Raw genomic sequence first — 26,873 nt, 5'->3', positions numbered from 1 at the left:
TCGGAGCGAGCATTCATGACTATTGGCGGATCGGGCGATAGCCGTCCCTCTAAGAATCAGCGACGTGACGCGGTTCGCACCAAGGCCAAGCGGATCCGCGAGGAGCAGAAGAAGAAGGACCGCCGCAACCGGGTCGCCCTGCGCGGCGGGACAGCCGCCGCGGCCGTCGCCATTGCCGCGGTCGTCGTCGTGGTCATCATCAATTCGATTCCGCCGGTCGGCCCCGGCCCGGCGAACATGGCCAGCGACGGCGTGCTGATCACCGAAGGAATGACTCCGGTCACGACCTCCGCGCTCCAGCCCGAGGCCAAGCCGATTCCGTCCAAGCCGGATGGGACCGGCACCGTCGCCGACATTCGCGTCTACGCCGATTACCTCTGCCCGTTCTGCAGCGAGTTCGAGGCAGCCAACAGCGAGCAGATCAGTCAGTGGGTCACGTCGGGTGCCGCAACCGTCGAAATCCACCCGGTCTCGATCCTGACCCACAAATCTTCCGGCACGAAGTATTCACTACGGGCCGCGAACGCCGCCGCCTGCGTGGCGAATTTCGCTCCCGAGAACTTCTACGATTTCAACGCCATCCTGTTTCGGGAGCAGCCCAAGGAAGGCACGGCCGGTCACGACGACGCGGCCATCAAGGGACTCGTGAAGGACGCCGGCGTGAGTGACGCGGTATCGCAGATCAACGAGTGCATCGACGACACGACCTTCAAGTCCTGGGTCATCGCCTCGACGGACCGAGCTCTATCCGGTCCACTGCCGAACACCGAGGTGGAGGCCATCACGGGCACACCGACCGTGCTCGTGAATGGAAAGCAGTACGTCGGCGCCCTCGACGACCCGAAGGAGTTCGCAGCCTTCGTGCTCCAGGCCGCCGGTGCGACCTACTCCACATCGACGCCGACCCCGGAGCCGGTGCCCGCCGGGTGAGCTCCCGACGATCTGGCCCCACAGCTCAGGTTCGTCATTTAGGATGGTGTGTCGAGGCGACAATCACCTCATGCCGGCCTGGCGCAATTGGTAGCGCACCACTCTTGTAAAGTGGGGGTTACGGGTTCAAGTCCCGTGGCCGGCCCTCTTTTCGTCGGATTGAGGTCCGTCCGATCGTGCAGCGCCGGTTCGCACGTTCCCACAATTACGCGTCTTCAGAACGACTCGTCACTGGAACGAACTGAGGAAATCGCCCGGATCGATCGACTGGCGGACGCCCGGTTTCGCATCGTTCGGCACGCCGCCGACATACAGCCAGCCGAGCAGTGCTTCCGAAGCGGCGAGCCCATGGGCGTCGTGTACGGGCCGGGTGCGGGTCAATGAGCCGGAGCGCCACATGACGCCCCAGCCCTGCTCGGACAAGAGCAGGCTGAGCATGTGGGCGACGCCGGCCGCGACGGCGTCCTGTTCCCAGACCGCCACGCTTTCGCTCTCGCGACGGCTCGCGACCACGGCGATCAGAAGCTCGGCGCGTAGGGGCTTCGCGGCGAGCCTGGCAGCCTCGGGGTCTGCGCCGGTCAGCCCGGCGGCCCGCACCATGGCCTCGCCCAGGCGGCGGCGCGCCTCGCCGCGCAGCTCGATCAACCGCCACGGTCGCAGCGCGCCATGGTCGGCCACGCGCGCCGCGACAGCCACCAGCGGCAGCAGTTCAGCGTGGGTCGGCACCTCGCCGGTGACTTTGGAGTGGGACCGCCGCCGACCGACCGCCTCGAGGAGGTCGGACAACGCTTACTCGACCGGCTTGAAGTTGAGCGAGATGGAGTTCATGCAGTACCGGTCACCGGTGGGTGTCCCGAATCCGTCGTCGAAGACATGGCCCAAGTGTGAGCCGCAATTGGCGCAGCGTACCTCGGTGCGCACGACGCCGAGGGTGCGGTCTTCGAGGAGTTCAACGGCCTCGGGGCGCACCGACTCGTAGAAGCTGGGCCAGCCGCAACCGGAGTCGAACTTCGTGCCGCTCTTGAACAGTTCGGCGTTGCAGGCCCCGCAGGTGTAAATCCCGGACCGGCCCTCGTCGAGGAGCTCGCCGGTCCACGCCCGCTCGGTGGCGGCGCCGCGGAGGACGGCGTACTTCTCGGGGCTCAGTTCCGCTCGCCACTGGGCATCCGACTTCTCGACCTCGTAGTCCATGTTCCGTTCCTTCCTGCTCGGCCCCGAAAGGCCGAAGTCTGCTGTACCAACACTAAACTCGCCGGACCGCGGCGGTATTCCTCGATCAGGAGTCAGGCCGTGTTATGCGCCGAGGCGGAACGCTGCCGAACGGTCCAGCCTGTACGCAGGCGCCGACAAATATGATTGCAGAGAACGAGGGAGGTGGCACGTGGACGGAATGCCCGTTTCGCCGACTCCATCGGCTTCGGAATCGGAGTCCCCGGCCGGCCTGTCCGCCCGTGACCGGTCGATCCTCGCCTTCGAGCGTCAGTGGTGGAAGCACGCCGGCGCCAAGGAGCAGGCGATCCGGGCCGAGTTCGGCCTGTCGGCCGCCCGGTACTATCAACTACTGGGTGTCCTGATCGACTCTCCGCTGGCCGTGGCCCACGATCCGATGCTGGTGAAACGCCTGCAACGGATGCGTGATGCCCGGTCGCAGGCGCGGGAGCACCGATCGCTTCATTCCACCGATTGACACCCTGACCTTCACCCCCACCGTCATCACCGCACATTGAGGATCGAACCAGCCCGACGATGCCGAACTCCTACGCGAAAGACCGCTTCGACCACCTCCCGCACTCTCTGGAGCGGGTGGGGGCGCACCGCGCTCCCGGCAAGAAGGGCCGTGGCTGGGTCGCGTTGTGGTGGGCTCTTGGAGCAACCGTCGTGCTGGTCGGCACGGGAGTCGTCGGCCTGGCCGTGCTGAACAATAATCTGAGTTTTGAATTGCCGGGCACGACGCCGACCGCCGAGAGTACTGCGGAGCCGAGCGTCACCCCGAGTGACGCTGCGGCGGCAACGCCGACGCCGGCCGCGACAGTGGACCCTGACGTGACCGTGACCGTTCTGAACGGAACGGCCGGCGAGGGCATTGCCCGGTCCGTCGGCGAGATCCTCGAAGCGGAGGGCTGGACGATCGAAGCGCTGGATAACGCGAGCACGGAGGATGTGGAGACCACGACCGTCTACTACGCCGAGGCTGCTTTGGAGGGGGCGGCGCGCGGAGTCTCGGAGTCCCTGCCCGGCGCGGAGGTGCTGCTTTCAAGCGATTTCGCCGATTCCGCTGCGGACCTGACCGTGGTCGTCGGCACCGACTACGAGCCGGCCGAGTAGCCGCCGCTTATACGCCGCGCGCTTGCGCGTCAACCCCCTTTCGTTCTTCCTCAGCTTCCGTAAATTGGTCGTTGGTCGCTCATTTGTTCGTTCGGACGTTCTCCCACGAGGCGTATTCCACCGGTTGAATGCAATGGACGCAGTCACTGCGCCAGGCCCGGTACGGCCAACGGGCGCGTGTCGACGAATTCAAAGCAACAGGGAGTTACACATGGCGAACGGAACCGTCAAATGGTTCAACGCTGAAAAGGGTTTCGGCTTCATCACGGTCGACGGAGGTGGCCAGGACGTCTTTGTCCACTACTCGGCCATCGACATGCACGGCTACAAGGTTCTGGAAGAGGGACAGCACGTCATCTTCGAACTGGGTACAGGGGCGAAGGGGCCCCAGGCAGAATCGGTTCGTCCGGTCTGATCCAGCGGGGGGTGTTCCAGCGGTCGACCGAAAGGTCATCGGCAACGGCGGTTCACGACGTATTTACGGGTTCTGCCCCGAGCGGCACGGGCGCGGCATTGATGCCGCGTTAGTGTGTGGGGCGTGACAGTGAAAACAGTGGTTCCAGCACGGCGACGAAGCACGACGCCGGGAATCCGGTCCATCCGGATGCTCGGGGTCGTGCTTCTGCCGTCTCTCCTTCTGGTGTCGGCCTGCGCCGGCACCGGTGACGCATCGAAGCCGTCGGCGAGTTCCACGCCGTGGGACTCCACCTACGATTCTGCAGCGGACCCGGCGGTTGCCCCGCTGCGCGGTACGAGTGTGCCGGCCGAGAGCCTCCAAAATCCGGCGCTCTCGGTGAAAATCGACAACCACGAAGCGGCCAGGCCGCAGCTCGCACTCGAGCGGGCGGACATCATCTTCGAAGAACTGGTCGAGGGAGGGCTGACCCGGTATGTCGCGGTTTGGCAGTCCGATGTGCCGGAACACGTCGGGCCGGTGCGCTCGATCCGGCCCATGGACCCGGACATTATCGCGCCGTTCGGGGGAATCGTGGCCTACTCCGGCGGCCAGCAGAAATTCATCGACCTGATGGACGCCACCGACGTCGTCAGTGCCGTCTTCGATGCCGACGACACCGGTCTCTTTGCGCGTTCGGATGACCGGGAAGCCCCGCACGACGTCATCCTCGAGGCCGCCGCTCTCGTCGAACGGAACGACACCCTGCCGCCGCCCGTGCAGCAGTTCGCCTACACCGCGACCGTGCAGGGATCGTCGGCGGCCGTCGACGGAACGCCTGTATCGGCGATCAACTCCACCTTCTCCGCCGCACGCTGGCCCGGCTGGACGTGGGACGCGGCCGGTGCCGCGTATCTGCGTTCCCAGGAGGGAGCCCCTGACCTCGACGCCACCGGGGCACAGCTCCGAGCGATCAATGTCGTGGTGCTGCGGGTCATGATCGACGCTACCTATGGAGACGTTCCCAAGACGACCATGATCGGGTCGGGTGAGGCCTGGGTCTCGGCGGGCGGCAAGTCAGTGCATGCCGTCTGGTCCAAGGCCGACCAGGACGCGCCCATCCGACTCGTCGATGACTTCGGCGTGACGATTCGCCTTGCCGCCGGCAACACCTGGATCGAGCTGGTGCCGTCGGACCGAGGCACGGTCGTGCTGGTGCCGTAGCCGAGGCCGCAGCCCCCTGCCGTTCACTTGCACTCTCGACCCCAGAGTGCCAGAATCGACTTGGCACTCTCTCTGTTTGAGTGCCAACCCATCACCGTTTTGGTAACGTCCGGGAGGGACGAGAAACACATATGGCAAAGATCATTGCTTTCAACGAAGAGGCCCGTCGCGGCCTTGAGCGTGGCCTGAACATCCTCGCTGACACTGTCAAGGTCACCCTCGGCCCGCGCGGACGTAACGTGGTGCTGGAGAAGAAGTGGGGCGCTCCCACGATCACCAACGACGGCGTGTCCATCGCCAAGGAGATCGAACTCGACGACCCGTACGAGAAGATCGGTGCCGAGCTCGTCAAGGAGGTCGCCAAGAAGACCGATGACGTCGCGGGCGACGGAACCACCACCGCCACCGTCCTGGCTCAGGCGCTCGTTCGCGAAGGCCTGCGCAACGTCGCAGCCGGAGCAGACCCGATCAGCCTCAAGCGCGGCATCGAGAAGGCCACGGCTGCAGTGATCGCCGAGCTCATCGCCAACGCCAAAGAGGTCGAGACCAAGGAAGAGATCGCGGCCACCGCGTCCATCTCTGCCGGCGACGCCGAAATCGGCGCCATCATCGCCGAGGCAATCGACAAGGTCGGCAAGGAGGGTGTTGTCACCGTCGAGGAGTCGAACACTCTCGGCACCGAGCTCGAGCTCACTGAGGGCATGCGCTTCGACAAGGGCTTCCTGTCCGCCTACTTCGTGACCGACCCCGACCGTCAGGAAGCGGTCTTCGAAGACCCCTACATCCTGATCGTCAACTCCAAGGTCTCCAACATCAAGGACCTGCTCCCCATCGTGGACAAGGTCATCCAGACCGGCAAGCAGCTCCTCATCATCGCCGAGGACGTCGACGGCGAGGCCCTGGCCACGCTCGTTGTGAACAAGATCCGCGGAATCTTCAAGTCGGTCGCCGTCAAGGCTCCCGGCTTCGGTGACCGTCGCAAGGCTCAGCTGCAGGACATCGCCATCCTCACCGGTGGACAGGTCATCAGCGAAGAGGTCGGCCTCAAGCTCGAGAACGTCACGCTCGACCTCCTCGGCAACGCCCGCAAGATCGTCATCACCAAGGACGAGACCACCATCGTCGAAGGCGCCGGAGACCCCGAAGCCATCGCCGGACGTGTTCAGCAGATCCGCAGCGAGATCGAGAACACCGACAGCGACTACGACCGTGAGAAGCTCCAGGAGCGTCTCGCCAAGCTCGCCGGCGGAGTTGCCGTCATCAAGGCCGGCGCTGCGACGGAGGTTGAGCTCAAGGAGCGCAAGCACCGCATCGAAGACGCCGTTCGCAACGCGAAGGCTGCCGTCGAAGAGGGCATCGTCGCCGGTGGTGGCGTCGCCCTGATCCAGGCCGGCAAGACCGCGTTCGAGAAGCTCGAACTGGTCGGCGACGAGGCAACGGGCGCGAACATCGTCAAGGTTGCCATCGACGCCCCGCTCAAGCAGATCGCCCTCAACGCCGGCATGGAGCCGGGCGTTGTCGCCGACAAGGTGCGCAACCTGCCGATCGGTTGGGGCCTCAACGCTGCGACCGGTGAGTACGTCGACATGCTCGCCGCCGGAATCAATGACCCGGTGAAGGTCACCCGCTCCGCGCTGCTCAACGCCGCGTCGATCGCCGGGCTGTTCCTCACCACCGAGGCCGTCGTCGCCGACAAGCCGGAGAAAAACGCTGCTCCGGCCGGCGACCAGGGCGGCGGAATGGACTTCTAAGTCCACACCGCTTCACCGCTTCACAGCACAGGGCGTCTCCTCCGGGAGGCGCCCTGTGGTGTTTAAGCCTGTGTTGTTTAAGCCCGTGTTGTGAAGGCCCGTGTTGTATGGCCCGTGTTGTAAGGCCCGTGTCGCTGAGGCCCGTGTAGTGAACCGGTGGCGCTAGCGCAGGAAGAGACGCGCGTTGGCCTGCTCGATCTCGGCGTACTGGTGGCCGGCCTGGTTCAGAGCCAGGTTCAGCCCCTCCGCGCTCTGCGCGACCTGCTGTTGGGTGGCGCGCCAGTCCGAGACCGCGGCCTGGAACGCGGTCGCCGCCTGGCCCGACCACGACCCCTCCAGCGCGGTCAGCTGGGCGATGAGCCCGGCAACCTCGCTCTGGATGCGCCCGATCGTGGCTCGTGCCACGGAGGTGGTGTGGAGCACTGCTTCGCTGTCGACCTGGTAACGGGTCATGGGGATCCTTTCGGCAGGGGGAGATGCCGATCAGACTACGGAACGACTGACGGCCCCTGCCGCCGACTGCCGCTCAGGCGGGGTAAGTCGCCCGTCCGAGCCTCGGGGGAGGAGCCACCGAGGCGCGCCGAGAGGTGAGGCGCGCTAGGAAGTGATGACGGGGGCGACGCGCTGGGGGGCGCTCGGGGAGCACGCCAACGGGAACCAGACCCGGAAGGTCGCACCGCCGCCGGGGGTTTCCACGACCTGCACGGAGCCATTGTGGCTGGCGACGATCGAGGCGACGATCGCCAGACCGAGACCGCTGCCGCCGGTCTCCCGAGCACGGGAGGTGTCGGCCCGCCAGAACCTCTGGAAGATCTTGTCCCTGATCTGCGGAGGGATGCCCTCGCCATGGTCGATGACGGCGATGGAGGCGCGCTGGTTGTGGCGGTCGACCGCGACCTCGAGTTCGACCGGGCTGTCCGCGGGGCTGAAGCGCAGGGCGTTACCCATCAGATTCGTGATGACCTGGCGGATCTTGTTCTCCTCGGCCATCACCACGGCCTGCACGGTGCACGGCTCGGTGAGGGGAGGGTGTTCCGGCGCCGGCGGCGGGACATCCGTCTTCTTGGGTTTGCGGGTGCGCAGACGCGCCAGGGTGGCCCCGGCGAAGGAGACCGAGCCGCCCACCGCTGGGTTCGGCTCTTCGGTCTTCGGTCCTGGTCCGGGGTCAGAGGGCACCTCGCCCGTGGAGTGGGCGAGATCGATGGCGGGGCGTTCGGTGGTGTCCTCGATCTCGGCGGGGATCGGCGTGATGACGGTGATGGTGCGACCGGGGGAGGAGGCCATGGCGTCGAGCGCCGCGTCTCGGGCGAGTGGCATCAGGTCGACCGGTGCGAGGGTCAGCGGCTTCGTCTCGTCGAGCCGGGCCAGTTCCAGCAGGTCCTCCACAAGACCGCCCATGCGGATCGCTTCCTTTTCGATCCGCTCCATGGCCTGTGCGATTTCTTCCGGCGTCTGCAGGGCACCCATCCGGTAGAGCTCGGCGTAACCGCGCACCGAGACGAGGGGAGTGCGCAGCTCGTGGCTGGCATCACCGACGAAACGGCGCATCTGGTCGATGGTGCGCGCCCGGTCCTTGAAGAGGCGGTCAATGCGGCTCAGCATGGTGTTGAGCGATCGGTTGAGGCGCCCGACCTCGGTGTTCGGGGTGGCACCGCCGAGCCGCTGGCTGAAGTCACCGTCGGCGATGGCCGCGGCAGTGCGTTCCACCTCGCGCAGCGGTGCGAAGGTGGTTGTCACGAGAAGCCGGGTGAGCAGGGCTCCCACCAGCACGACGCCGAGCCCGAAGCCCAGGAATATGGTCAGGTAGGTGGCCATCGTGTTCTCGGTCGGCTTCAATGAGACAGCCATGACCAGCGTACCCAGGGTGCCCTGCGGCGAGATCACGAGCGGAACGGCGACCGCCAGAAACTCGGTGTCGTGCGCCGAGTCTTCCAGCGTCATCGTCCGGCCGTCGAGCTCCATCACCGTTTGCAGGTCGAGCGGTCCGGTCACGGTCGGAATCTCACTGCGCGGGACATCCCGCCAGGTGTGGTCCTTGAGGCTGCCGTGTTCGTCGTACAGGGCGACGTAGTAGTCCGAGGAGACCACGGCCGTCGTTCCCTGGCCGAGAGCGGCGGCCGAGTAGCTGTTCGAGGCCGACTGCGCATCGATCTGCAGCTGGGAATCGACCTGCTGGATCACGTACTGGCGCAGCATGGCCATCGTGCCGATGCCGGAGACAAGCAGTCCGAGCGTGAGCATCAGGACCGTGACGCCCGTGATCTTGGAGCGGAGGGAGACGCGGCTCCATCGCTCCGTTAGTGACTGATGCATAGAACGCCAGTGTATGGGCGCAGCCTGTGACTACGCCTTGGCGGCCTTGAGCATGTAGCCGAAGCCGCGCTTGGTCTGGATGAGAGGTTCGGTCGAATGCGCATCCACCTTGCGGCGAAGGTACGAGATGTAGGACTCGACGATGCCGGCGTCGCCGTTGAAGTCGTACTCCCAGACGTGGTCCAGGATCTGAGCCTTCGACAAGACCCGGTTCGGGTTGAGCATCAGGTAGCGCAGGAGCTTGAACTCGGTGGGGCTGAGTTCAATGGGGGCCTCGCCGACCAGGACCTCGTGGGTGTCCTGGTCCATGGTGAGTTCGCCGGCGCGGATGACCGCGTCCTCGTCGGCGTGCATCGTGCGGCGCAAGATCGCCTTGATCCGGGCGACGATCTCGTCGAGGCTGAACGGCTTGGTGACATAGTCGTCGCCGCCGACCGTCAGGCCGGTGATCTTGTCCTCGGTGTCGTCCTTCGCCGTGAGGAAGAGGATCGGGGCCGTGTAGCCGGCGGAGCGCAGGCGCTTCGTCACGCCGAAGCCGTTCATGTCCGGCAACATGACGTCCAGGATGATGAGGTCGGGTTCTTCCTCGAGCACGGCCGAGATCGCCTGGGCGCCGTTTCCGACGGCTCGCACGGCGAAGCCCGCGAAGCGCAGGCTGGTGGTGAGGAGATCCCGGATGTTGGGTTCGTCGTCGACAATAAGAATGCGAGGGCCGTCAGTCATGACCTTAGTATCTGCGCGTTAGCTGGATGTTCGCTGAAAAAGCCCGGCATGCGCACCGGCGGGTACGTTGGCGGGCAGATCACGCACCGCTCGCCTCCCGGATGAGAGCATGGCACTGGACGAACTGCTCGCCGGCGCACCCGACTGAAGGAACTGACATGGACAACGCGACCACTGAACCTGGCCCGACGCTGCCCGACCTGATCCATCCGCTGCGGCTGATAGGCGGGCGACTGTTCGACTTTTCCCGTGAGGTGGCCGTGATGGCCATTGTCAACCGCACGCCGGATTCCTTCTACGACAGGGGGGCGACCTTCGCCCTCGATGAGGCCGTGAAGGCAGCCCGCCGCGCCATCGTGGACGGCGCCGACTGGATCGACATCGGTGGGGCGAAATTCGCGCCCGGCCCGTCGATCCCGATCGAGGAGGAGATCGACCGGGTCGTCCCGGTGATCGAGGCCCTGCGCGGCTCGGGCGTCATCATCTCCGTCGACACCTTCCATCCCGCCGTGGCGCGCGCCAGCCTGGTTGCCGGCGCCCACGTGATCAACGACACCACCGGGGTGCATGATCCGGCCATGGCTGACGTCGTCGCGGACAGCGATGCGACGCTTGTGATCACCCACAGCCTCGCGCCGCCGCGCACGCCGTGGCCCGTGCCCACCTACGGAGACGTGGTGGGTGAGGTCTTGGCCTTCCTGCAGGAACGGGTCGAGCTGGCGCTCGGTCGCGGTGTTCCGGCCTCCCGCATCATCGTCGACCCGGGGCACGACCTGAACAAGAACACCTACCACTCGCTCGAGCTGACCCGGAGGCTTGGCGAGATCACGGCGCTCGGCTACCCGACCTTGGTGGCGGTGTCGAACAAAGACTTCATCGGGGAAACGCTGAACCGGGAGCGGGGCGACCGGGTCGAGGGATCGCTCGCCGCCGCCGTTTACAGCATCCTGCAGGGCGCGCGGATCGTGCGGATGCACGACGTCGTCGCCGCGGTCGACGCCGTGCGGATGACTGAGGCGATCCTGGGCTTCCGCGAACCGGCCTACGCGCGTCACAACCTGGCGTGACGATGCTGGATCGTGACGAGCTGATCATCCGTTACCGGGTGACCGACCGCACCGTGCCGCACCTGCGGGTCAATTTCATCGCGAGCCTCGACGGCGCCGCCACCCGCAAGGGCGTGAGCGGCGGGCTCGGGAATCCCGACGACAAGCTCGTTTTCGTCACCCTGCGGATGCTCTCCGACGTGATCGTGGTCGGCGCGGGCACGGTGCGCGCCGAGGGGTACGGTGGCATCCGCCTGGACGCTGCGGATGCCGAGTGGCGGGTGGGGCAGGGACTCCCGGCGCAGCTGCCGGTCGCCGTCGTGTCCTCGCGGCTGGACCTCGACCTGACCCATCCGCTGTTCGCGGATGCCGCCGTGCGGCCGCTGGTCGTGACTCACGCGGCGTCGCCGCCGCAGCGACGCGCGGAACTCGCCACGGTGGCGGACGTGCTGGTCTGCGGGGAGGACGCCGTGGACCCGCACCGGATGCGGGCCGAACTGGCCCGGCGGGGCCTCCGGCAGATGCTCTGCGAGGGCGGGCCGAACCTGTTCGGCGCGATGATCGAGGCTGACGGCGTCGATGAGCTGTGCCTGAGCGTCAGCCCCGTGCTCGAGGGAGGCCCGGCGGGGCGGATCTCCGCCGGCGCCGCGGCCGTCACCCGGGAGATGTCCCTGCTGCACGTGCTGACCGCCGGCGACATGCTCTTCCTGCGCTACGCCCGCCGGACGGCATCCTGACGCGTCCTCAGACGGCGACGGCCTGCGCGTCCAGGTTCTGCGAGTCGAGGATCGTGTAGGAGTAGCCCTGTTCGGCGAGGAAACGCTGGCGGTTCTGGGCGAAGTCCTGGTCGACGGTGTCGCGGGCCACGAGTGTGTAGAAGTTCGCGGAGAGACCGGACTCCTTCGGCCGCAACAGCCGGCCGAGGCGCTGGGCCTCCTCCTGGCGTGAGCCGAAGGAACCAGAGACTTGGATGGCGACGGTGGCCTCTGGCAGGTCGACCGAGAAATTCGCGACCTTCGACACCACGAGCAGATTCTCCTCGCCGACCCGGAAGGCCTGGTAGAGGCGCTCGCGTTCGTCGACGGGGGTCGCGCCGGTGAGCTTGGGGGCGTTCAGTGCCTCGGCGAGTTCGTCGATCTGGTCGAGGTACTGGCCGATCACAAGGATGCGTTCTCCGGGGTGCTTGGCCACCAGCCGCTTGACGACGTCGAGCTTCGCGGGTGCGGTCGCCGCCATCCGGTAGCGCTCGTCGTCGGCGGCGGCCGCATAGCTGAGCCGTTCGGACTGCGGCAGGTCGATGCGCACCTCGTAGCAGGAGGCCGGGGAGATGAAGCCCTGGGCCTCGATCTCCTTCCAGGGTGCGTCGAACCGCTTGGGCCCGATCAGGCTGAAGACGTCACCCTCGCGGCCGTCCTCGCGCACCAGGGTGGCGGTCAGGCCGAGGCGGCGCCGGGCCTGCAGCTCCGCGGTCAGCTTGAACACGGGGGCGGGCAGCAGGTGCACCTCGTCGTAGATGACGAGGCCCCAGTCCATGGCGTCGAGCAGCTCGAGGTGCGCGTATTCGCCCTTCCGCTTTGCGGTGAGGATCTGGTAGGTCGCGATCGTGACCGGCTTGACCTCCTTGACCTGCCCGGAGTACTCACCGATCTCGTCGGCGGTGAGGGTAGTGCGCTTGAGCAGCTCGTCGCGCCACTGCCGGGCAGAAACGGTATTGGTGACGAGGATGAGTGTGTTGGTCTTGGCTGTGGCCATGGCCCCGGCCCCGACCAGTGTCTTGCCGGCCCCGCAGGGCAGCACGACCACGCCGGAACCGCCGTCGAAGAAGCTGGAGACGGCCTTGTTCTGGTAATCGCGGAGCGCCCAGCCGTCTTCCTTGAGACCGATCGGATGCGGCGTTCCCGGCGTGTAGCCGGCGAGGTCCTCGGCCGGCCAGCCCAGTTTCACCAGTTCTTGCTTGAGTTGGCCGCGGGCCCACGGTTCAACCAGGAACGAGTCCGGCGACGGATGCCCGATCAGAAGGGGTGCGATTCGCCGGGCCCCGGCGATCTCGGTGAGCACGGCCTCGTCGTTGCTCTGCAAAATGAGTTGACCCTCGGCGTCGCGCTCGATGACGAGCCGGCCGTACCGGCCGACCGTCTCGGTGATGTCGACGCTGACAGTCTGCGGGATAGCGAACTTCGAGTACTTTTCGAGCGTGGCCAGCATGTTCGATGCGTCGTGCCCCGCGGCGCGGGCGTTCCACAGACCCAACCGGGTGATGCGGTAGGTGTGGATGTGCTCGGGGGCACGCTCCAGTTCGGCGAAGACGGCCAGGTCGTGGCGCGCATCCTCGGCAAGAGGGTGGGCGACTTCGAGCAAAACCGTACGGTCACTTTGGACGATCAGAGGGCCATCAGACATAGCCGTCAATCCTACGCCCGGTCAGCGTGAACGCACGCACTACGGTGCCGGCGTGATGCTGATGATGCTGGACAGCGGCAGGGTACGCTCGATGTCGGCGCGTCGGTCCCGGGCCCGGAAGCGCCCACCGCCCACACTGGCCGGCTCGAGCAGATAGTCGACCACCACGCCGCCGGGCATGGCGATGCTGACGACGACGGTCTGTTTCGCCTTGATCGCCGAGTCGAGCTGGCGGGCGAGCCAGGCATCCGCGGCCTGACCTTCACCGCCATCGGCGGCCCGCAGCTTCTCGACCAGGGCGACGGCGGGATCGGGGGCGTCCACGGGCAGGGCTCGGGCGCCGCTCTGGTGGCGGCGCAGATGCACGATTTCATGTGTCGCGTCCTCCGCGGCGACGGGGTAGCGCGCATCGCTGAGCGCCCAGAAAACCACGTCGGCGGGGAACCGGCTGGTCAGCCGGCTGCCCTCGGCGGGCACGAGACCGAGCGAGGCGAGCGTCTGGTCCACGGCGATGGTGCTCAACAGGGCCGCATCGTCGGATTGGACATAGGCCTGTGCCGGGGACTCCATCGGGTCGGTCGGCCCGACGCGCACGCGTCCATAGCGGGCGGCGGACTCCCGGATCAGGTAGTCGACGGGCTGTGGGATGCCGGTCAGGGATACGGTGCGCAGGAATTCGAGCAGTGACTCCGCGGTTTCGCCGGCCGCCAGGGCGCGGTTCACGGAGTTGGCGGTGATGCGGTAGCTCAGTGCCAGTTCGCGGCTCTCCACGTCGGCGAGCCCGCGCAGGCGGGTGTCGATCGAGGGGGCGAGCGGGCCGGGAGACACGATCGACAGGTCATTCTGCAGGTACACCGCGCCGCCGGTCGGTGGCAGTGATGCCGCCATGGTCGCGACGGCCGCCTCGAGGTCGCCGGCCAGCACCGCGGCACCGGCCGGGCTCGTGGTTTGGTGGGCGGTGATGCCGATCAGTTCCGCGTCCTCGGCGAACTCGGTGACCCGGTCGTCCATCCACTGGCCGCCGGCCGGGTAGAGCCAGGTCACGAAGCTGCGCAGCACGTCGCCCCAGGACACGCCGGGCCGGCGGGCGAGGATACCGCGCACATCCGGCGGCAGGGCCGCATGCCAGGCGTCGGCGAGGGTCGCCCAGCGGCGGGCGGTGCTCTCCAGCAACCAGGCCTCGCCGGTCTCGGTCTCGTTCCAGTAGCCGTCGGAGTGCACGATGAGCTCGGCTCGGGCCGCGGTCGCGACGAACGCGGGCACGGATTCGATGTCGACGCCCATCACGGCGGCGAGGCGTTTGGTGTCGGGCAGGCCGAGCCCGCCCCGGCTGAGTTCCCTGGCCGGTTCGCGGGCGAGCTCCGTGACCAGTTCGGCGATCGAGGACACCGCGGCGAAGGCGCGCTCCGCCGCCAGGCGGTCGGTGAACCGGGTGTCGGTCTTGTCGACGCTGGCCAGCGCGGCGGGTGCGGGCGTCGAGGCCAGCTCGAGTGCGGTCGGCAGGCCTTGGTCCGGCCAGGTCAGCAGCTGCGCGGCCACCGCCGGGTAGGGGCTGAAACGTCCGTCCGCCAGGCGTGCGAGCATGAGCGAATCCAGTTCGGCGGCTCGGCCGGCGACCTCGGCCACGTCGACGGGCGAACCCGCCAGCTCGGAGAGGCGCTCGGCGAGATTGAACAGCGACGGTGCGGCATCAGTGCCGACCTCCGCTCCCTGGCCGAACTCACCGGCGACGGCGAGGACGGCGAGGGTGGCCCGGTCGAGCCGTGCCAGCACCCGCTGGATCGCCTCCGGCTCGAGGAGAGCCTCGGCCAAGTCGAAGAAATCACGGATGCCGGTGGCCGAGACCGCGCGGATGTCGATCGTGCGACGCAACGTTGCGTCATCAAGCGCCCGAAGGCGCGAAGCGAGTGTGAGCATTGCTACTCCTTATTCTGTCGTGCCTCACGAGCGCGACGCATGCCGGACATCACCATGAGGACGATGATCAGCACGAATCCGAGAGGCAATCCAAACAGCGGCAAAGCAAGCACCGCCGGCCAGACCCCCTGGCCGAAACCGTTGTCCGCCCCGGCCCCGGCCGCCGTGCCGATAATCACGGCAAGAAACGCGAGGATGGACAGACCCACCACACCCGCAACCATGTAAGCAAGGATGCGTTCGAGCCGGCTGGCGGCGTGTGGAGTTTGATTGGTCACAGACTCAAGGATACGGGGCGGGAACCGGTCCGACCGAATAGGCTGGGTGTGGTTGGCGCGCATTCCGCGCGCCCGGAATCCAGCGAGGTCCAGATGCCCACCGGCAAGGTCAAGTTCTACGACGAGGAGAAGGGTTTCGGCTTCATCACCTCTGATGACGGACACGAGGTCTTTCTCCACGCTTCTGCACTGCCCGCCGGAGTCACGGTCAAGGCGGGGACGAAGCTCGAATTCGGCATCGCCGATGGCAAGCGGGGCGCCCAGGCGCTGTCCGTTCGCGTTCTCGAGGCTCCGCCGAGCATGGTCAAGCTCAGCCGCAAGCCGGCTGACGACATGGCAATCATCGTCGAGGACCTCGTGAAACTCCTCGACGGCATCGGATCGAGCCTGCGTCGCGGCCGCTACCCCGACAAGGCCCACAGCCACAAGATCGCGGCCATGCTGCGCAAGGTCGCAGAGGAACTCGATGCCTGAGGCCATCGCGGACGAGCGCCTTCTGGCCGCGGTCGACCAGGCGCGCACCGCCCTGTTGGAGATCACACCGGCCGACAGCATCGGCGAACCACTCGGCCACATTGTCGAGGGCGAGCATGTGCTCTCGCTGCTGTTCGACTGCAACCTGTCCGGGTACCCGGGCTGGCGCTGGACGGTGACCCTCGCCCGCGTGGACGAGGACGCCGAGGTGTCGGTTCTGGAAGCCGAGCTCACTCCGGGTGACGACGCGCTGATCGCACCCGAGTGGGTGCCGTGGTCTGACCGCCTGGCTGACTACCGTACGGCTCAACAGCTCGCCGCGGCCGTGGCCCTGGCTGAAGCGCTGGACGTTGACGACGATGCATCGGAGGACGACGAATCGGACGACGATGACGATGACGACGGCGACGATGACGACGACGACGACGACGACGACGATGACGACGATGACGATGACGATGACGATGACGATGACGATGACGACGACGATGACGACGACGACGACGACGACGACGACGACGATGACGACGACGAGTCGGACGACGACGAAGACCGCGGCGAGGACGTGCTCGACGGGATCGACTTCGGCGAGGGCCTACCGGCGCCGGAACTGCACCCAGGCGAGCCCGAGCAAGCCGAGGCCGAGGCCGATGATGGCAGTCCAGAGCCACCAGTTGACGCCCGCCGCGGCAAGTTCGCCCCGGAGGACGACCGCGAGCACGAGCGCCACTAACCAGCCGCCGGAGCCCGCAAGAAGAGCCTTGCGGGCATCCGTTCGGGCTGGCAGCGGATCTGGCCGACGCTCACTGTCTTTCAGCCAGAGCCGCATTTCGAGGCCTACTTGCCCAAGTTCTGCACCACGAACTCGATGGACCGCACGAGCTGTCGCACGTCAGTGGGTTCAATCGCGGTGAAGGTGGCGACCCGCAACTGGTTGCGGCCGAGCTTGCGGTAGGGCTCGGTGTCGGAGATCCCGTTGGTGCGCAGGATCGCTGCGATCGCTGCGGCATCGATCGCGTCGTCGAAGTCGATCGTTGCGACCACCTGTGAGCGGTGCTCCGGGTTGGCGACATATGGCGTCGCGTAGGACACGCTCTCGGCCCAGTCGTAGAGAACGGATGACGATTCGAGGGTGCGCGTGGACGCCCACGCCAGGCCGCCGTTCCCGTTGATCCAGTCGAGCTGGTTCTCGATTAGAAGGAGTGTGGCCACGGCCGGCGTGTTCAGGGTCTGATTGAGGCGCGAGTTGTCGATCGCATTCTTCAGGCTGAGGAACTCGGGGATGTAGCGGCCGCTCGCGGCGATCTGCTCGACGCGCTCGATCGCGGCGGGGGAGAAGAGGGCCATCCACAGCCCGCCGTCGGAGGCGAGGTTCTTCTGCGGGGCGAAGTAGTAGACATCCGCCTGGTCGGCCTCGTAGTCGATGCCGGCCGCCGCGCTCGTGGCGTCGATCACGGTCAGGGCTCCGGGGTCGGCGACCACGCGGGTGACCGGCGCCATGACTCCGGTCGAGGTCTCGTTCTGGGGCCAGGCGTAGACGTCGACACCCTCGGTCGCCACGAACTCGCTGCGCGAGCCGGCCTGGGCCGCTATCACATCGGGCGCTTCGAGGAAAGGGGCGGCCGCGGCCGCGGCGAACTTGCCGCCGAACTCGCCGAAGACGAGATTCTGACTGCGGCGGAGGATAAGGGAGAACGCGGCGGCGTCCCAGAACGCGGTGGACCCGCCATTGCCGATAATGACTTCATAACCGTCAGGGGCGCGGAGGAGGTCCGCGAGACCGGTGCGCACGCGCCCGACCAAATTCTTAACGGGTGCCTGACGATGGGAAGTACCCATCACGCTCACACCGAACTTCATTAGGTGTTCGAGCTGTTCCGTTCGGACCTTGGACGGGCCGCAGCCGAATCGTCCATCATCGGGCAGAAGTTCCGTGGGAATTATGAGGTTCGACATAGGGCGATTCTAATGGCCGCCCTGGCGGCGATAAGGTTGAGCAGAACGTACCGAGTCGAGAGGAAAGCTGGTCATGACGGATCTGATCGACACCACCGAAATGTACCTCCGCACGATTCTCGACCTCGAAGAGGAGAACATCGTTCCCCTGCGGGCGCGCATCTCCGAGCGCCTCGGGCACTCCGGTCCGACCGTGTCGCAGACCGTGGCCCGGATGGAACGGGACGGCCTGGTGGTCGTCTCGGGTGACCGTCACCTCGAGCTCACCGTTGACGGGCGCAGCAAGGCCGTGCACGTGATGCGGAAGCATCGCCTGGCGGAACGACTGCTGAGCGATGTCATCGGTCTCGAGTGGGAATTCGTGCACGACGAAGCATGCCGGTGGGAGCATGTGATGAGCGAGCGGGTCGAGCGCAAAATCCTGGAGATGCTCGGCCATCCGACCGAGTCGCCGTATGGCAACCCGATTCCAGGACTCGATGAGCTGGGCGATTCGCCGGCCGTCGCTTTCATGTCCGGGGTGACGAGCCTCGTCGATCTGGTCGCCGCGTCCGCGGGTCCGGTCACCGCCGTGGTGCGGCGTCTGGGCGAACCCGTGCAGGTCGACCCCGAACTTCTGGCCCAGCTGAAGAACTCTGGTGTGCTCCCCGGCAACTCGGGGGTTTTCTCCGCCGTGGGTTCCTATGTGCTCGTGCAGGTGCCGGGGTTCGAGGGCGGTCTCGAACTGCCCAACGAGGTCGCCGGCCACATCTTCGTCGCCACGCCGCTCTCCGCCGCGTAGCCGCCCTCCCGGCACGGCTCAGCCGTCGAAATTCGACCCTCGACACCGGATATTTTGTTACCAATCTGTTAGAAAAGTCGGTCTTCAGCGTGACAAGTAGTTGAACGTCACGTAACTTGGAGGCGTCCACAGGTCAAATTCCGGCCGACGGACACGGATCAAGACGCCTTTCTTTCCCGTCTCTTGCTTCGTTCCTCACACACGCGATGAGCGCAGTGGACGGGGCAACTACCTAGTGTTGTCGAGGCGCCGGAGGTAATTACTTTGGCCGAATTAGGTAAGAAACTGTTCCGTCGAGCCCCGAACTCGACATCCATCAGCACCGCTTCCAGAACCAACGATCACGAACATACTGAGCTCAGCCACTATCGAGCCGCCCGTGCTCGTCCCACCCCGAGGTCACGCCGCCGCGGCGCCGTGGCGAACATCGTCTTCATGACACTCGCCGGCGGCCTCGTCGCGACCATGGCCATTCCGGCCTATGCGTTCGCTCCGACGGAGGATGAGTACGCGTCCACGGCCTCGAACGAGCTGACCGAGTCGGGTGCGCAGACCGTGGAGGTCGCTGCCGCGGCCGATACCGTCAGCGTCTCGCGCGACGGGTTCACGGCCACCACTCCTGAGGAGCTGGCCGCGGCAGCGGCGGCCGCCGCTGCCGCGGTTGCCTCGGCCGAGGCGGCCGCCGCCGAGGAGCGCCGCCAGGAGGCCGCGGCGGCGATGACCTCCTACGCCGCGTCGTATTCCGGTCCGTCGTCGGCCGACTACCTGGCGGCACCAGCCCACTCGAGTTTCGACCTGGCATCCGTCTACGGCGTCGCCTCGGGTTACCAGGGTGTTCCGTATGTCTACGGCGGGGCCACCCCGGCCGGCTTCGACTGCTCCGGGTTCGTCATGTACGTCTACGCGCAGTTCGGCATCTCGCTGCCGCACTCGTCAACCGGGCAGGGCGCGGCCGGCACCCGCATCCCCGAATCGGAGGCTCAGCCGGGCGACCTCGTCATCATGGACGGCCACGACGGGTTCTACGCCGGCAACGGCAACATCCTGCATGCGCCGTACGAGGGGGCGTCCGTGCGCGTGCAGCCGATTTGGACCAGCTCGTACTACATCGTGCGGATCGGCGGCTGAGCCCGACCGATCCCCAGATGAATGTTTCGTAACACCTAGCACATTCGGCGTCCCGCTCTTAGCAGGGGCGCCGAATGTGGGTTAACCTATAGCTCTGATGTTCTGTGAGTCTTCGGGAGAGCCCATGCGCGAGCGGCGCACGATCCACACCATGGATGTGCGCTGCCGCTCCGCGTTGGGGCAGAGCAGTCGAGCAAACCTGAGTTGCGCGTGTCTGGGACACGGTGTGACCGGTAGGGCGTTGTCATTGTGACGGCGCTCTTTTTGTTTGCCTGTTCGCTCCTTCTTGCCGATTGTCGTAGTTCGAATGGCTGGAAGCCGTCCAGCCCTTTTCGAAAGGGAACGCATGCGCACACTGGTCCTCAATGCGGGATATGAGCCCCTCGCCGTGGTGTCTTTCAAACGAGCACTCGTGCTGGTGATGAATCACAAGGCAACGATCGTGCAGTCCGACCAGGGGCATCCGATCTACGCCGCCTCCGGTTCCTGGGAACGGCCGAGCGTCATCCTGCTCACGCGCTATGTGCGCATCCCGCGGTCCCGGGCCGTGCCGGTCAGCCGGCGGGGCGTGCTGCGTCGGGACGAGCACCGCTGCGGGTACTGCGGCAAGACGGCCAGCACGATCGACCACGTGCAGCCTCGGTCGCGAGGAGGGCGGGACACCTGGGACAACCTCGTGGCCTGCTGCCTGCGCTGCAACAACCTCAAGAGCGACCGCACGCCGGCCGAGATGGGCTGGAAACTCCTGTTCCACCCAGGGTTGCCGGTCGGTACGACCTGGGTGGTGCGCGGCGCCGAGCGACCGCTGCCGCAGTGGGACGAGTTCCTGGCTCCCGCGGCCTGAGTGAGAAATATAACGGAGATGTAACGCCAGAAAGTGACTTACTGGTCGCCGTCGCCTAAGATTGAAGGGCGCCGAACCCCGATCTTGGTGCGTTAGAGGATCATCTTTTGCCCCAATCCGGCCCACCCGGCACTTCTGGTTCGCCAGAGGCCCCGAATTCGGTTCCCACGCGCCGCGAACTGCGTGCGCAGCGCGAGGCGGCAGAGAACCCAGTCGACGTCACCGTGAACATTCCGGTGGGCGTGAACGCGTCGGCTGCCGTGCCCGTTCCGGTGGCGATTGTAGAAACTCCGATGTCGGATTCCGACCTGGCCTCCATCGTGACCCGGAGCAACCGGCTCAATCCGGTCGCGCCGCCGCGAGCGGTTCCGGCAGTCAGTCGCCCGGTGCCTCGGTCGCGCCGCCGGCGCCCGTTGAAGATCGCCGTAACCCTGCTGGCCATCCCCGGACTGTTCCTCACCGCCGGACTTCCGGCCTATGCGTTCGCCCCCGGCGCGGACGACACCGTCACCGCGACCGCGCGGGAAGTCGATGCGCAGGGTGTCACGGTGGCCAATGGCGCCGCAGCCATCACCGTGGCCCGCGACGGCTTCTCGGCGACCACCAGCGAGGAACTCGCCGAGCGGGATGCCGAGGCCAAGCGCGTGCTGGCTGCTCAGCAGTCCGCTGAGGCTGCTCGTTCGGCCGCATCGGACTTCGCCGTCTACAGCGTGCGCGCCAAGGGCGACGACTATCCCTGGTACGACCGCGCCACCGACACCCAGGGTGGCGGGCTGTCTCCGCTCGGCTACTATTACCGCGAATGTGTCGACTTCGTGGCGTGGCGGCTCAACCGCGACGCCGGCTCCACCGGCTCCCCGTGGACCTGGACCTGGAGCAAGCTCACCCCCGGCGGCGGCAACGCGAGCGCTTGGGCCAGCGCCTGGGCCGATCACGGCTGGGCCACCGGCGACACTCCCGTCGTCGGCGCCGTCGCCTGGTTCAATTACAACCACGTGGCCTATGTGCAGTCGGTCAACAGCGACGGTTCGGTCATCCTCGAGGAATACAACTGGAACAGCAGCCACGCCTACCACACGCGCACCGTGTCGGCCAGTGAGGTTCCACTCTTCTTGTACCCGCCGGCGTAGTCCCGTTCGGGTTCGCTCGGGGCGGGCGTCGCGGCGCACCCTGTGACAGGGGCGCACGTGCAAGAACGTGCGCAGCGCTCTGTAGCGTACGCCGGAAGAAGGCGGGATGCGCTGCGGTGTCGACGAGCAACCGCTAAACTCGTGGGGCCAGCCTCTGTAGCTCAACGGAAGAGCAGTTCCGTCCTAAGGAAACGGTTGGGGGTTCGAATCCCTCCAGGGGCACCACGAGTCAGCTGCCGATGGCGGCTGACCACCGCCTCGCCCTATCGTCGACATGTTGTTCGACGTGTTCTCCCGGGGCGACCGGCGTACCTACTTTAAGACGGGAAATTTCGCTTTTCGTCACGGAATCCGTGGGACTGGCGTGATCTGCTCGGTCGGCTTGAATTCCGTTCCGGAGTGAACGAAACTGATCGGATTCACTCAGCGGCGCCGCAATAGCTGCGCGCGCGAATTGACCGCTGGCGAAGCCGAGGAGAGCACCCATGTTCACAAACCGCACGCGCGAAAAGAGCGAGCGGGCACCGGCGCCCGACGACGCCCGCAAACCCGATTCGCTGGGCGAGATCGCCAAGCCGTCCTGGAAGTATGTGCTGCGCAAGACCCTGCGGGAGTTCACGGCCGATCAGTGCCCCGACCTCGCTGCTGCCCTCACCTACTACGCCGTGCTGTCGATCTTCCCCGCACTGATCGCCCTCGTCTCGCTCCTGGGAGTGTTCGGTCAGGGGGAGAACTCGACGAATGCGATCCTCTCACTCGTCGACGAGATAGCTCCGGGCGGCACGGTCGACACCCTGCGCGGCCCGATCGAGCAGTTCAGCTCGTCGGAGGCCGCGGGCGTCGCCCTCGTAGCGGGCATCCTGCTGGCACTGTGGTCGGCATCCGGGTATGTGGGCGCGTTCAGCCGGGCCATGAACCGCATTTACGAGATTGACGAGGGCCGGCCGTTCTGGAAGCTGCGCCCGATGCAGCTAGGCGTGACCGTGGTGTGCATTCTGCTCATCCTGGTGGCGCTCGTCGTTCTGATCGTGTCGGGTCCGGTCACCGACGCGCTCGGCAGCGCACTCGGGTTGGGGCCGGTGGTGCAGCTCGTCTGGTCCGTCATCAAGTGGCCCATCCTGGCGGTAGCCGCCGTACTGATCATCGCCATCCTGTATTACGCGACCCCCAACGCTCAGCAGCCCAAGTTCCGCTGGGTCAGCCTGGGCGCCCTACTCGCGCTTCTCGCCCTGGTGATCTCCTCGGTCCTGTTCGGCCTCTACGTCACCAATTTCTCCAGCTACGACCGCACGTATGGTTCCTTGGCCGGCATCGTGGTGTTCCTGCTGTGGCTGTGGATAGCCAACCTCGCCCTGCTTCTCGGCGCCGAATTCGATGCCGAGCTGGAACGGGGCCGTCAGCTGCAGGCGGGCATCGTCGCCGAAGAGGAGCTTCAGCTGCCGCCGCGGGACACCCGCAAGAGCGACAAGGCCGCCGTTAAGGACCGTGAGGACGTCACGCTCGGCCGACGTTTGCGGCTGAGCAGACGAACGCGTGACGACAGCAAGTCGAAGAGAAAATAGGCCGGCACTGTTGACCCGTGGCTCGGACGGTGTCAATCAGACGATCATCCGGGCCCTTTCAGGCTCGGCGACGGATCGGTCGGCCGGTTCGCCGAGGCCTTCCGGTCACGCGGTGCACGCCTCAGCGGCTAGCGTCGATGTATACGATCACATCGCTCCGGTCGTCTCCGATGATGCACACGTCCCGGAGACCACCTCGACTGGAGTGCCTCATGATTTCCCCCCGCATCGCGTTCGTCGACGTCGACGGAACCCTGATGGAGACCGGCTCGGCGATCGCGGAGTCGGCGATCGACGCGGTGCGCGCCGCACGGCGCAACCGGCACCTGGTGTACCTCAGCACCGGGCGGGCGTCGGTGGAGATCTACCCGGCGATCCGCGACATCGGATTCGACGGTGTCATCAGCTCCGGCGGCGGATTCGCCGAGATCGGCGATGAGCTTGTGATCGAACGCACCATGCCCGAAGCGGCCGTGGCCCGGATGATCGGCTTCTACGAGGAGTCCGGGTACGACTTCTACCTGCAGTCCTTCGACGAGCTGTACCCGAGCCCGGGCGTGCATGACCGCTTCGCGGAGTACTACGCCTCCGACGAGAAACGGAAGGTGGGAGCCGGGTCTGAGGGGGCATCCGTCACCGGCGCCGTCGCACACCCGGCACTGAAGGCCTTCGCCGATGTGCGCCCGTACAGTCTCGCGGGAATCGCGAAGTCGGTGTTCCTCGCCGGCGACCTCCGGGCGTACGATCGGGTGTCGGACGCGCTCAGCGGCGAATTCCATGTCATCACCGGCACCATCCCGCACATGGGTCACGGCAGCGGCGAGGTGACGCTGAGCGGCGTGAACAAGGGCTCCACGATCTTGCGGCTGCTTGACCGGCTCGGCCTCGACGCGGCATCCGCCCTCGGTATCGGGGACAGCAGCAACGACATCGAGATGCTGCAGGTCTGCGGGGTCGGCATCGCCATGGGCAACGCCACGGATGCCGTCAAGGCCCACGCCGACGAGGTCACCACCTCGGTACAGGCCGACGGCGTCTGGCACGCCTTCCGCCGGCACGGGTTGATCTGACCGACGGCATCCCCGGGGGGCGGCGGCATCGGGGTTCCCATAACCGGACACCTCTCCGTTACCTTCGGGTTCTAAACTGGTGGCGCGGTGGCTGGCACCGCGACCCGGACGAGGAGCCTCCGTGACCCTGACCCCGATTCAGCCCGGCCAGGCCGTGCTCGAGGCCGGACACCGCGCGGCGCCGGCCCGCACCCTTGTCGACATCCTGCTCGAGACGGCCGACCGGCATCCGGGCGCGCTCGCCCTCGAAGACGTCGACGGGGCGATCAACTACCGGGATCTGGTGCGCCTGGTCACCGAGCAGGCGGAACAGCTCAGTCACCGCGGGGTGCGCCGCGGCGACACCGTCGGCATTCGGATCCCGTCGGGAACCCGGGAGCTGTACCTGTCCATCCTGGCGACCCTCCTGGTCGGCGCCTCCTACGTGCCGGTCGACGCGGACGACCCCGAGGAACGCGCCCGGCTCGTCTTCGGCGAGGCCCGTGTCGTGGGTGTGATCGGGCCGCAGGGAGTGTTCGAGGTGCGCAGCGGCATCGACGCCGAGATGTTCGCCGAGCGGATGCTGGCGCCCGGCGACGACCTGGCCCTCGCCGGCACGGTCGGGGCCATGCCTGCTCCCGACGACGATGCCTGGGTGATCTTCACGTCCGGGTCCACCGGGGTGCCCAAGGGTGTGGCGGTAACCCACCGCTCCGCCGCCGCGTTCGTCGACGCGGAGGCCGACCTGTTCCTCCGGGCCGACCCGATCGGGCCCGCGGACCGGGTGCTGGCCGGCCTGTCCGTGGCCTTCGACGCCTCCTGCGAGGAGATGTGGCTGGCCTGGCGGAACGGCGCCTGCCTCGTCTCGGCGCCGCGCTCACTGGTGCGTTCGGGCGTCGACCTCGGCCCGTGGCTGATCCAGCACGGCGTGACCGTGGTGTCGACCGTGCCGACCCTCGCGGCCCTGTGGCCGGAGGAATCGCTGGAGCAGGTGCGGTTGCTGATCTTCGGCGGCGAGGCCTGCCCGCCCGAGCTCGCCGCCCGCCTCACCGTGCGCGGCCGGGAGGTCTGGAACACGTACGGCCCGACCGAGGCCACCGTCGTCGCCTGCGCCGCCCTGCTCGACGGCCGGGGGCCGGTGCGGATCGGGCTTCCCCTCGCCGGCTGGAACCTCGCCGTGGTGGATGCCGACGGCGTCCGGGTGGCCCCCGGCGAGACCGGGGAACTGATCATCGGCGGGGTCGGACTGGCCCGCTACCTCGACGCCGGCAAGGACGACGAGAAGTACGCCCCCCACACCGAGCTCGGCTGGCATCGCGCCTACCGCAGCGGCGACCTGGTGCGCTTCGAACCGGAGGGTCTCGTGTTCGTCGGCCGGGCCGACGACCAGGTCAAGCTCGGCGGTCGCCGCATCGAACTCGGCGAGGTCGAGGCTGCCCTGCGCGCGCTCCCGGGGGTGGCCGGAGCGGCCGCGGTCGTGCAGAGAACCCCGGCCGGCAACCAGATCCTGGTCGGCTACCTCTCCCAGGGCGAGGGGACCGTCTTCGATCGGACGGCTGCCAACATCCGTCTGCGGGAAGAGCTGCCGGCCGCGCTCGTGCCTCTGCTGCACGTCGTCGACGAGCTGCCCACGCGTACTTCCGGCAAGGTGGACCGCGGCGCCCTACCCTGGCCGCTTCCGGCCACGGGCGGTGAGCAGGCCGAGGCCTTCACGCCGACGGCGGCGTGGCTCGCCTCCGGCTGGGCCGCCATCCTCGGGGTGCCCGCCGGCGGCCCCGACGCCGACTTCTTCGCCCACGGCGGCGGGTCGCTCTCCGCGGCCCAGTTCGTGTCCACCGTCCGCGAGCGGTTCCCCGACACCCGCGTCTCCGACATCTACGACTACCCCCGGATCGGTTCCCTCGCCGACGAGCTCGACGGCCGCGCGCCCGCGGCGCCGAGCATCGTGCGGGAGGTTCTGCCGGTGCCCCGGCGCAGCCGCCTGGCCCTCACCCTGTTGGGCGTGCCGCTGCACGTGCTGGTCGGCGCACGCTGGCTGGTCTACCTCTCGGCGGCGAACAATCTGCTCGCCGGCTGGGCCGGTGCCTCCTTCGCCCCCACGATCTCCTGGTGGTGGGTGGCGCTCGGGTTCGTGCTCTTCGTCACCCCGCCCGGCAAGATGGCCATCTCCGTCGTCGCCGCCCGGCTGCTGCTTCGCGGAGTGGAACCGGGCGATTATCCGCGCGGGGGGTCGGTGCACCTGCGGCTCTGGCTCGCCGAGCAGGTCGCACTTCTCTCGGATGCCGTGAGCCTGGCCGGCGCTCCGTGGATCAGCTATTACGCCAGGGCCCTCGGCGCCCGCATCGGCACCGACGTCGACCTGCACTCCCTGCCGCCGGTCACCGGGATGCTGGACATCGGCGCGGGCGCGGCCATCGAACCCGAGACCGACCTGTCCGGCTACTGGATCGACGGCGACGTGCTGCGGATCGGGCCGGTTCGGATCGGCACGGGCGCCACGGTCGGCTCCCGCAGCGCCCTGCTCGGCGGCGCCGACATCGGGCGTGACGCCGTGATCGAGCCCGGCTCGGCCGTCTCCGGGCCGGTGCCGCCGGGCGAGCGCTGGGCCGGTTCCCCGGCTGCCCGAGTGGGCGCAGCCCGAGGCTCCT

General features: G+C 67.1%; 26 protein-coding genes, 2 tRNA genes and 1 pseudogene. 19 read left to right on the top strand and 10 right to left on the bottom strand.

Going from position 1 to position 26,873, the window contains the following annotated elements:
- The first annotated feature begins 15 nt into the window (after positions 1–15).
- Positions 16–930 carry a thioredoxin domain-containing protein gene (locus E3O67_RS09280; RefSeq protein WP_134428311.1) on the top strand — a complete coding sequence of 305 codons (915 nt, stop codon included), beginning with the start codon at positions 16–18 and terminating at the stop codon, positions 928–930.
- Between the two features lie 72 nt (positions 931–1,002).
- A tRNA-Thr gene (locus E3O67_RS09275) sits at positions 1,003–1,075 on the top strand.
- 83 nt (positions 1,076–1,158) lie between these two features.
- Here E3O67_RS09275 and E3O67_RS09270 read toward each other — a convergent pair.
- Complete coding sequence (locus tag E3O67_RS09270) at positions 1,159–1,716, bottom strand: nitroreductase family protein (protein WP_135102518.1); 558 nt, start codon at positions 1,714–1,716, stop codon at positions 1,159–1,161.
- 3 nt (positions 1,717–1,719) lie between these two features.
- Positions 1,720–2,121, bottom strand: a complete 402-nt coding sequence (gene msrB, locus E3O67_RS09265; RefSeq protein ID WP_134428315.1) for a peptide-methionine (R)-S-oxide reductase MsrB — start codon at positions 2,119–2,121, stop codon at positions 1,720–1,722.
- 199 nt (positions 2,122–2,320) lie between these two features.
- Between msrB and E3O67_RS09260 the strand changes: the two genes are divergently transcribed.
- From E3O67_RS09260 to groL, 5 genes are all read left to right on the top strand, one after another.
- Complete coding sequence (locus E3O67_RS09260; RefSeq protein ID WP_134428384.1) at positions 2,321–2,617, top strand: DUF3263 domain-containing protein; 297 nt, start codon at positions 2,321–2,323, stop codon at positions 2,615–2,617.
- A gap of 59 nt (positions 2,618–2,676) precedes the next feature.
- Entirely contained in the window at positions 2,677–3,255 is a 579-nt protein-coding gene (locus tag E3O67_RS09255) for a LytR C-terminal domain-containing protein (protein ID WP_134428317.1), read from the top strand.
- 211 nt (positions 3,256–3,466) lie between these two features.
- Positions 3,467–3,670 (top strand): cold-shock protein, encoded by a 204-nt coding sequence (locus tag E3O67_RS09250; RefSeq protein WP_134362230.1) that lies wholly within the window; start codon positions 3,467–3,469, stop codon positions 3,668–3,670.
- 123 nt (positions 3,671–3,793) lie between these two features.
- Positions 3,794–4,873: a DUF3048 domain-containing protein gene (locus E3O67_RS09245; protein ID WP_134428319.1), complete on the top strand. Its 1,080-nt coding sequence runs from the start codon at positions 3,794–3,796 to the stop codon at positions 4,871–4,873.
- Positions 4,874–5,004: 131 nt separating this feature from the next.
- Positions 5,005–6,624: a chaperonin GroEL gene (gene groL, locus E3O67_RS09240; RefSeq protein ID WP_104100131.1), complete on the top strand. Its 1,620-nt coding sequence runs from the start codon at positions 5,005–5,007 to the stop codon at positions 6,622–6,624.
- Between the two features lie 162 nt (positions 6,625–6,786).
- Here the strand turns inward: groL and E3O67_RS09235 are convergent, their stop codons facing one another.
- The 3 genes from E3O67_RS09235 to E3O67_RS09225 form a co-directional block, all read right to left on the bottom strand.
- Positions 6,787–7,077 (bottom strand): WXG100 family type VII secretion target, encoded by a 291-nt coding sequence (locus E3O67_RS09235; protein WP_134428321.1) that lies wholly within the window; start codon positions 7,075–7,077, stop codon positions 6,787–6,789.
- Between the two features lie 144 nt (positions 7,078–7,221).
- Entirely contained in the window at positions 7,222–8,937 is a 1,716-nt protein-coding gene (locus E3O67_RS09230; protein WP_134428323.1) for a HAMP domain-containing sensor histidine kinase, read from the bottom strand.
- Between the two features lie 30 nt (positions 8,938–8,967).
- Complete coding sequence (locus E3O67_RS09225) at positions 8,968–9,660, bottom strand: response regulator transcription factor (RefSeq protein ID WP_134369100.1); 693 nt, start codon at positions 9,658–9,660, stop codon at positions 8,968–8,970.
- 158 nt (positions 9,661–9,818) lie between these two features.
- Here E3O67_RS09225 and folP point away from each other — a divergent pair, with 158 nt between their 5' ends.
- Both folP and E3O67_RS09215 read left to right on the top strand, forming a co-directional pair.
- The gene (gene folP, locus E3O67_RS09220; protein WP_134428325.1) at positions 9,819–10,727 is read left to right on the top strand and encodes a dihydropteroate synthase; all 909 of its coding nucleotides are present in this window, start codon (positions 9,819–9,821) and stop codon (positions 10,725–10,727) included.
- A 2-nt stretch (positions 10,728–10,729) separates the two neighbouring features.
- Positions 10,730–11,443: a pyrimidine reductase family protein gene (locus E3O67_RS09215; protein ID WP_134428386.1), complete on the top strand. Its 714-nt coding sequence runs from the start codon at positions 10,730–10,732 to the stop codon at positions 11,441–11,443.
- 7 nt (positions 11,444–11,450) lie between these two features.
- On the opposite strand, the gene E3O67_RS09210 is transcribed toward E3O67_RS09215, so the two are convergent.
- The 3 genes from E3O67_RS09210 to E3O67_RS09200 are packed head-to-tail and all read right to left on the bottom strand — an operon-like array spanning position 11,451 to position 15,301.
- Positions 11,451–13,106, bottom strand: coding sequence for a DNA repair helicase XPB (locus E3O67_RS09210; RefSeq protein WP_134428327.1), 1,656 nt, complete (start codon positions 13,104–13,106; stop codon positions 11,451–11,453).
- Between the two features lie 39 nt (positions 13,107–13,145).
- The gene (locus tag E3O67_RS09205; RefSeq protein WP_134428329.1) at positions 13,146–15,023 is read right to left on the bottom strand and encodes a helicase-associated domain-containing protein; all 1,878 of its coding nucleotides are present in this window, start codon (positions 15,021–15,023) and stop codon (positions 13,146–13,148) included.
- Between the two features lie 2 nt (positions 15,024–15,025).
- On the bottom strand, positions 15,026–15,301 hold the full coding sequence (locus E3O67_RS09200; protein ID WP_134428331.1) for a hypothetical protein: 276 nt from the start codon (positions 15,299–15,301) through the stop codon (positions 15,026–15,028).
- Positions 15,302–15,394: 93 nt separating this feature from the next.
- On the opposite strand from E3O67_RS09200, the gene E3O67_RS09195 reads away from it, so the two are divergent.
- On the top strand, positions 15,395–15,775 hold the full coding sequence (locus E3O67_RS09195; RefSeq protein WP_134428333.1) for a cold-shock protein: 381 nt from the start codon (positions 15,395–15,397) through the stop codon (positions 15,773–15,775).
- Positions 15,768–16,097: pseudogene (locus E3O67_RS17620) on the top strand (DUF3027 domain-containing protein); the annotation flags it as partial. The gene E3O67_RS09195 and the pseudogene E3O67_RS17620, both read left to right, overlap by 8 nt.
- Positions 16,098–16,370: 273 nt before the next feature.
- Here the strand turns inward: E3O67_RS17620 and E3O67_RS17155 are convergent.
- Together E3O67_RS17155 and serC are read right to left on the bottom strand one after the other, a co-directional pair.
- A complete protein-coding gene (locus E3O67_RS17155) occupies positions 16,371–16,604 on the bottom strand; it encodes a DUF2530 domain-containing protein (protein ID WP_194088563.1) in 234 nt (77 codons plus the stop codon).
- Positions 16,605–16,612: 8 nt separating this feature from the next.
- Positions 16,613–17,731: a phosphoserine transaminase gene (serC, locus tag E3O67_RS09185; protein ID WP_134428337.1), complete on the bottom strand. Its 1,119-nt coding sequence runs from the start codon at positions 17,729–17,731 to the stop codon at positions 16,613–16,615.
- 73 nt (positions 17,732–17,804) lie between these two features.
- Between serC and E3O67_RS09180 the strand changes: the two genes are divergently transcribed.
- The 8 genes from E3O67_RS09180 to E3O67_RS09145 all read left to right on the top strand — a co-directional run.
- Positions 17,805–18,512, top strand: a complete 708-nt coding sequence (locus tag E3O67_RS09180) for a metal-dependent transcriptional regulator (RefSeq protein WP_134428339.1) — start codon at positions 17,805–17,807, stop codon at positions 18,510–18,512.
- Positions 18,513–18,947: 435 nt separating this feature from the next.
- Positions 18,948–19,640, top strand: a complete 693-nt coding sequence (locus tag E3O67_RS09175) for a C40 family peptidase (protein ID WP_134428341.1) — start codon at positions 18,948–18,950, stop codon at positions 19,638–19,640.
- Between the two features lie 346 nt (positions 19,641–19,986).
- Entirely contained in the window at positions 19,987–20,484 is a 498-nt protein-coding gene (locus E3O67_RS09170) for an HNH endonuclease (RefSeq protein ID WP_134428343.1), read from the top strand.
- Between the two features lie 293 nt (positions 20,485–20,777).
- Positions 20,778–21,614: a CHAP domain-containing protein gene (locus E3O67_RS09165; protein ID WP_134428345.1), complete on the top strand. Its 837-nt coding sequence runs from the start codon at positions 20,778–20,780 to the stop codon at positions 21,612–21,614.
- Between the two features lie 150 nt (positions 21,615–21,764).
- A tRNA-Arg gene (locus tag E3O67_RS09160) sits at positions 21,765–21,839 on the top strand.
- Positions 21,840–22,099: 260 nt separating this feature from the next.
- The gene (locus E3O67_RS09155) at positions 22,100–23,176 is read left to right on the top strand and encodes a YihY/virulence factor BrkB family protein (RefSeq protein ID WP_134428347.1); all 1,077 of its coding nucleotides are present in this window, start codon (positions 22,100–22,102) and stop codon (positions 23,174–23,176) included.
- Positions 23,177–23,388: 212 nt separating this feature from the next.
- Positions 23,389–24,246, top strand: a complete 858-nt coding sequence (locus tag E3O67_RS09150; protein ID WP_166786918.1) for a Cof-type HAD-IIB family hydrolase — start codon at positions 23,389–23,391, stop codon at positions 24,244–24,246.
- A 121-nt stretch (positions 24,247–24,367) separates the two neighbouring features.
- Positions 24,368–26,873, top strand: a 2,506-nt coding sequence (locus tag E3O67_RS09145; RefSeq protein WP_198418965.1) for a non-ribosomal peptide synthetase, incomplete at its 3' end; no start/stop codon positions are given.

This window comes from Cryobacterium sp. TMT3-29-2 (genome assembly GCF_004564305.1).
Lineage (GTDB): Bacteria > Actinomycetota > Actinomycetes > Actinomycetales > Microbacteriaceae > Cryobacterium > Cryobacterium sinapicolor.
The sequence above is the reverse complement of the archived record's forward strand: the minus strand, read 5'-3'. Positions and strand labels throughout refer to the sequence as shown.